The following is a 6,288-nucleotide window of genomic DNA, read 5'->3' as shown; positions in this document are numbered from 1 at the left end:
AAATCCAAAACCATCCTACCTTCAAAGAGTTCCAGAACGCAGCCATCCAAAAAAAACCTATAACTGCCAGAATGTGAATCCGCACCATTGCAAGCACGTACAAACTCACAATATCCAGCCCCCTTTAAGCTCTGAAGACGCTTCTGCACTGACAGTGAAAAACTCATTGCCTCAATTCCCTCAAGAAATCTCTTAAACCCTCTTTGGTCGCAGGAAAACCAAATGAAAACTGCTCACCTACTTTGCCCGCTCCCAGCGCCGCCCCTTCTTCTGATGCGTAATAGCCTTTAAGAGTAAAGGCAGGAGCGAAAGCGACCTTCCCAAAGCGTACCGCTACGGCGGTATGTCCGATTGATGTACTGCACATAGCGTTGCCCTAGCCCCTTCATCATCAGCCCCGTGCTCTCGGGGCTTTGGGGCGTAACCAGCAAATGAACATGATTGGTCATCAGGCACCCAGCATGGACAGCGAACCCATGCTTCTTTGCTTGCTCCGCCAATACATCCAGATAGAAAAGATAATCCTCAGCTGCGTAGAAACAGGCCGAGCGATTATTTCCTCTCTGAATTAAATGGAGTGACATTCCTGGCAACAAAATACGCGCCCGACGTGGCATAAAAACCTCCTTCCATAGAGACTTACAAGCCTAGACCACTATCGAAACGGAAGGAATAATCGTGGTCTGTCCCCTATTGTTATCGTGGTCTGTCCCCTATTGTTTTCTTTTTAGTGCCGACAAAGACAGCACTTCGTCGTACTGCGGCCAATCCTCACGTGCGCGTTTAAGCACGCCTTGCATAAGTTCGTCTAATTCTGGCACAGATTGTTCTGGAGGCAGTTGATCATAGGGTGTAGCCATCAACGGATGATCGATCTTCTGCGGATTTGCCAAACCTTCCCACTGCCGCAGGCGCAGGATGTAGAGGATTTCCACTGGTACACGCTCAAGATGCCAGTCTTGATTGAAGTCGTAGAAGTTCTTAAGGCTGTCTTTGCCGCTTTGCCAAGTATGCCGGTCGCAGGCAGCCAAGAGGCAAGGCAGTAGGTCCTCAGGGTTGGGAGTACGCCAATGCAGCAACAACGCTTCGTAAATGGGTTCGTCATAAGCATAGGCAGGCCACTGGTGCGAGACATCGCCCACCCAATCGGCAAACAACCGCAGCATGAAGGCTTGGGCGCGGCGTTGCTCCTCTTCGTACTGAAGCACCAGTTGATGCCTGCGATTGAGCGCTGCGTGGCTGAGGTAGCCCATGTAAATCAGAGCATCTTTCCAACCCAGTATCGCCATGGCCGCCATCATGTTGCTGGCAGTTTGGATATTATAGTTTTGTTGACGTCGGGCATTTCCTGCTGCTTTAGCCAGGATGTCGAACTGGCACGCCCAGAAAAACACTTGTTTGATACCAACCTGGTAATAGCGAACCCAATGCGCCAAGTCCTGAAGCCATTGCGGATTATTTGCAGCGGTTGCCAATACCTCGTGGGCGCGTGTGACCGCCATCCACTCGGCACTGCTACGAGTAGCATTGTTTCTATTTGGAACAGGCATAGAGGGCTTAGCAAATGCATCACCGCGTGTCACATACTCACGAATGCCATTCAACTCGTACTCATCTGATACGTGTGGCCCCTTGGCGATACGGTCTAAGACACTTTTGTAAGAGGGCCATTTCGGGTTCACACCCGCGCGCTCGTATTGAATTATCTTTTGGGCCATGCTTCCACCTTAAATTCTGCAACACCTGTTTTACCAGGGGCCGGCAGACCGACTTTGACGGTCACGCCTTGAACGTTAGCTTTCTCGGAAGTCAACGCAGCTTGCAAAGCGTCTCTCAATGCTGGATCTGAGTTTGCAATCGATGCATCATTCAACCATCCTCTCAACCTCGCCTCGGGATCTCCCAAGGGACTCTTCGCGCCACCCGGGAATCAATGGGGTCAGAGTCATTGATTTAGCTGCTGGTTTCTTGATACTCCGCAGATTTCCTATCACCGCCTCGCCCAAGAGGAGCGGCTCGCCTACCTGTCTTGACCTCAATTTGAGCCTTGAACCGATCATCACCAAGCACCCAACCCTTGTTCGTGGCCTCACGTATCTCCGACAACTGTCGTTCAGGCAATCGCCCCCGGAACAATGAACGGTAGGCGCTCTGGCGTTCCTCCTCTGTATTACCGAGCCGAAGAATCAATGGGGTCAGAGTCATTGATTTAGCTGCTGGTTTCTTGATACTCCGCAGATTTCCTATCACCGCCTCGCCCAAGAGGAGCGGCTCGCCTACCTGTCTTGACCTCAATTTGAGCCTTGAACCGATCATCACCAAGCACCCAACCCTTGTTCGTGGCCTCACGTATCTCCGACAACTGTCGTTCAGGCAATCGCCCCCGGAACAATGAACGGTAGGCGCTCTGGCGTTCCTCCTCTGTATTACCGAGCCGAAGATATAGTGCGTGCGGCGTGAGCAATTGGATAGGCTTGCCCAAGGCATTGGCTTGATAACTTGACCAAGGATATTCCGATGCATGAGTAACCATGCCTGCTCGTACCGGATTCAGCTCTAGATAGCGGTAAACCGTTAGCAGGTAGCTGTCAGTATCAACAAGTGTTGATTTATACCGCCCCTCCCACAAGGTGCCAGTACGGCCGTAAGTAAAATTAAAGTATTGAACGTACCGACGCCCCAGTGCTTGCATCAGCCGGCTAATGCCCTGCTCATCGCTGGGTGTGGCGAGCAGGTGCACATGATTCGTCATCAGCACAAAAGCATGAATGGCGACTTGGTATTTTTTGGCCGCGTCGTTCAGAAAAGACAGGTAGACCTTGTAGTCCGCTTCATCGTAAAAGCAGGCCTCACGATTGTTGCCTCGTTGAATCACATGCTGGACGCATCCCGGAAAATAAAGACGGGGTAAACGGGCCATGGCGTGCTCTCCTCAGGATCGGGAAACCATAACTATCATGAGACGCCAAAATCAATGACTCTGACCCCATCGATTGCGGCGCCAGGGACAAAAAAGGGGACGCCCATGATCACTTAGACCTGGCAATTAAAATGGGAAAGGGGACAAATTTGCCCCCTACTTTCCTCTTATTCCTATTCGTACATTGCAGTAAAACACTCATTAATTAGGCTACTTTTCAGAAGACGGTCTAAAGAAAAATCCACGGTCTTCGACACAACAACTCCTTTACGCAAAAAGTCTGGAAACTCTTTAATATCAGAAAATTCCGTAGGGACTAGGAACCTAAAATAATCCCCCATCTCCGACTCACCAGAGTATCCAACCGGATAATCTACGCCTGGATTATCCCCCTCAACGCCGTGATATACATAAAGTCCTTTATTGACAGGAAGATTAAACTCAGAAAAGACGCCACGCTCAACTAGGTCTTCTTGCAAGTCAGTTAAGACCTCCTCAACTCCGTACCCTCGATAACTCCATGCAGAAAACAGATCAACCTTAGCTCCTCCAAGTTTTTTCTCTGGATACACACAGACCTTCGAAGACTCTTCCCATATGAATTCGCAAACATCATCTAAAAGGGAGCCAACATCATCAACCTCCAGTAGAACCCTCGGCAAATCACCAAAACAATTATTCACCATCACAGCCAGACGACCGCATTTATCCATTGCCACCCACGTATATATAGTACCAAAGCCAGGCTGCCACTCTTTACTTAAATAACTCATAATATAACCTCACGGCCAGGTAACGCTACAATCAATGTATTAGGGGACAGACCCCGATTTCACTCAAAGATCGGACGCACGCTTGGGACGCCCCGCCTTACCTCTTGTGACTCTTCGCCCCAAGGCTGCCTCCACTTCGGCAGAAAACTTCGGACTACCCAGCGCATAGTTTCCATTTGTCGCGGCTCGAATTTGATCAACTAGCCCCGGATCTAGCTGATAGCGGAACAACTCCCTATAGAACTCAACCCTGAGCCGCTCGTCTTGACTCAATGCATGGTAGATAAGATGGGGGCAGCGCAGAACTGACGCCTCGCCTTGCGCGTTGGCCCGGTAGCTCGACCAGCGATATTCAGCTGGGTGCTCAACCATGCCGGCGCGCACAGGATTCATTTCAATATATCGATAGCAACCGAGCACGTAAGCTTCCTCCTGCACCAGGCAGGAGCGAAAGCGACCTTCCCAAAGCGTACCGCTACGCGGTATGTCCGATTGATGTACTGCACATAGCGTTGCCCTAGCCCCTTCATCATCAGCCCAGTGCTCTCGGGGCTTTGGGGCGTAACCAGCAAATGAACATGATTGGTCATCAGGCACCAAGCATGGACAGCGCACCCATGCTTCTTTGCTTGCTCCGCCAATACATCCAGATAGAAAAGATAATCCTCAGCTGCGTAGAAACAGGCCGAGCGATTATTTCCTCTCTGAATTAAATGGAGTGACATTCCTGGCAACAAAATACGCGCTCGACGTGGCATAAAACCCTCCTTCCATAGAGACTTACAAGCCTAGACCACTATCGAAATGGAAGGAATAATCGTGGTCTGTCCCTGAGGAATCCAGAAACGTTATCGGTAGTTGCTGACCGAGGCTACTTCAAAGGTGAAGAAATCCTGGCCTGTCACGACGCAAACATCACCGCCTACGTGCCTAAGCCAATGACTTCAAACGCCAAGGCTGATGGCCGATTCAACAAAGATTCCTTCGTGTATGACACGACGAAAAACGAATACACCTGCCCAGCGGGAGAGGCACTTATCTGGCGTTTCTCCAGCGTTGAGAAGGGCATGAATATGCACTGCTACTGGAGTTCAAAATGCCAGAGTTGCAGGCTGAAAACCCAGTGCACTCCAAGCACAAATCGTCGAGTAAAGCGCTGGGAACATGAAGCTGTGCTGGAGGAAATGCAACGCCGGTTGAACCAAGCACCGGAGATGATGCGGGTTCGAAAACGGACTGTTGAACATCCCTTCGGGACGCTCAAACAATGGATGGGATCCACACATTTCCTCACACGTAGGCTGGCCGGCGTCAGCGCGGAGATGAGTCTGAATGTGCTCGCCTACAACATGAAGCGGGTCATGAGAATCATCGGTGCCGAAGGCTTGTTGAAGGCAATGGCGGTGTAAAAGCCCCCGGCTTTTGCTGCTCCAGGTGGAGCTAAAACGCTTCATAAGCGCTCCGGAACGTTACCGGTGCTGATCGTGGCAAATGCTTGGGCAATCGCCTCGTCCAGGAGCGCTGGGCTGCGGCCCCCAAATCACGAAAGTGTTTTTACACACTCTGGGCCGATAGGAGTCCGTCACGGACGGCTGCACTCGGCCAAAAGCAGTCATTTCAGTCCTCGCTCAGCATACTCGAGCATCGCGGTCGAGATGGAGGCTCTAACACTTACATCAGCGTCTACATTATTGGTGTAACTTGTGAAGATTTAAGTGCTAGCTGCGCGATAGTTACACCGCTCTCATCACAGAATTCGACCTCGTAGGCTTCTTCGCCCCCTGAAAAAACCATGACAATGACTCCCAGAGAATCACGAAATACCCCTTCAGAGGGGATGTCTTCCAACAAGCGCACTACATCATTTATTTCAAGAGGCATGTCATTATTTCACAAAAAGAGTTGTCAGTTCTGGCGTGGCTGAACCTGGCTTATAAATCCAGCCGGTTCTCACAATTCCATTTCCTTTTGGCCCCGCAACCGAGATATCAACTGTGAATCGGGACATATTAGGGGACAGACCCCGATTTCACAGTCACCCCCTAACTTTCGACAAGTCACTTAAGACTATCAGCAATCTAGAGTAGGCTAACAATCTCACATTGAGTGTGAAAATCTGATCTGAAACATGTATATCTAAAGGAACCGAAAAATCAGCATCCTGTACCATTGAGGCATTCGAAAAAACATCAACAGATAAATGACTAACTAACTTAGAAATTTCCGAATAAAAAAATCAAATTTTATATCTAGAAAATCCAAAACCATCCTACCTTCAAAGAGTTCCAGAACGCAGCCATCCAAAAAAACCTATAGCTGCCGGAATGTGAATCCGCACCATTGCAAGCACGTACAAACTCACAATATCCAGCCCCCTTTAAGCTCTGAAGACGCTTCTGCACTGACAGTGAAAAACTCATTGCCTCAATTCCCTCAAGAAATCTCTTAAACCCTCTTTGGTAGCAGGAAAACTAAATGAAAACTGCTCACCTACTTTGCCCGCTCCCAGCGCCGCCCCTTCTTCTGATGCGTAATAGCCCTTAAGAGTAAAGGCAGGAGCGAAAGCGACCTTCCCAAAGCGTACCGCTACGGCGG

Annotated in this window: 6 protein-coding genes and 1 pseudogene; 1 reads left to right on the top strand and 6 read right to left on the bottom strand. The window is 49.9% G+C overall.

Annotated elements, in window-relative coordinates:
- Window positions 1-287: 287 nt before the first annotated feature.
- The 5 genes from QRN22_RS22365 to QRN22_RS22345 all read right to left on the bottom strand — a co-directional run bounded on the left by QRN22_RS22365 (window position 288) and on the right by QRN22_RS22345 (window position 4,418).
- A complete protein-coding gene (locus QRN22_RS22365; RefSeq protein ID WP_285404059.1) occupies window positions 288-584 on the bottom strand; it encodes a transposase in 297 nt (98 codons plus the stop codon).
- Between the two features lie 129 nt (window positions 585-713).
- Window positions 714-1,394 carry a hypothetical protein gene (locus QRN22_RS22360; RefSeq protein ID WP_042556023.1) on the bottom strand — a complete coding sequence of 227 codons (681 nt, stop codon included), beginning with the start codon at window positions 1,392-1,394 and terminating at the stop codon, window positions 714-716.
- Between the two features lie 815 nt (window positions 1,395-2,209).
- On the bottom strand, window positions 2,210-2,920 hold the full coding sequence (locus tag QRN22_RS22355) for a transposase (protein WP_042556022.1): 711 nt from the start codon (window positions 2,918-2,920) through the stop codon (window positions 2,210-2,212).
- A gap of 173 nt (window positions 2,921-3,093) precedes the next feature.
- Window positions 3,094-3,693 (bottom strand): hypothetical protein, encoded by a 600-nt coding sequence (locus QRN22_RS22350; protein WP_082045888.1) that lies wholly within the window; start codon window positions 3,691-3,693, stop codon window positions 3,094-3,096.
- Between the two features lie 389 nt (window positions 3,694-4,082).
- Window positions 4,083-4,418, bottom strand: a complete 336-nt coding sequence (locus tag QRN22_RS22345) for a transposase (RefSeq protein WP_285404057.1) — start codon at window positions 4,416-4,418, stop codon at window positions 4,083-4,085.
- A gap of 117 nt (window positions 4,419-4,535) precedes the next feature.
- On the opposite strand from QRN22_RS22345, the pseudogene QRN22_RS22340 reads away from it, so the two are divergent.
- Window positions 4,536-5,102: pseudogene (locus tag QRN22_RS22340) on the top strand (transposase); the annotation flags it as partial.
- Window positions 5,103-5,376: 274 nt separating this feature from the next.
- On the opposite strand, the gene QRN22_RS26500 reads toward QRN22_RS22340, so the two are convergent.
- Window positions 5,377-5,574 carry a DUF4926 domain-containing protein gene (locus QRN22_RS26500; RefSeq protein ID WP_082045920.1) on the bottom strand — a complete coding sequence of 66 codons (198 nt, stop codon included), beginning with the start codon at window positions 5,572-5,574 and terminating at the stop codon, window positions 5,377-5,379.
- Window positions 5,575-6,288 lie beyond the last annotated feature (714 nt).

Source organism: Pseudomonas sp. MEJ086 (assembly GCF_030209025.1).
In the GTDB taxonomy this organism is placed as follows: Bacteria; Pseudomonadota; Gammaproteobacteria; order Pseudomonadales; family Pseudomonadaceae; genus Aquipseudomonas; species Aquipseudomonas fulva_A.
The sequence above is the reverse complement of the archived record's forward strand: the minus strand, read 5'-3'. Positions and strand labels throughout refer to the sequence as shown.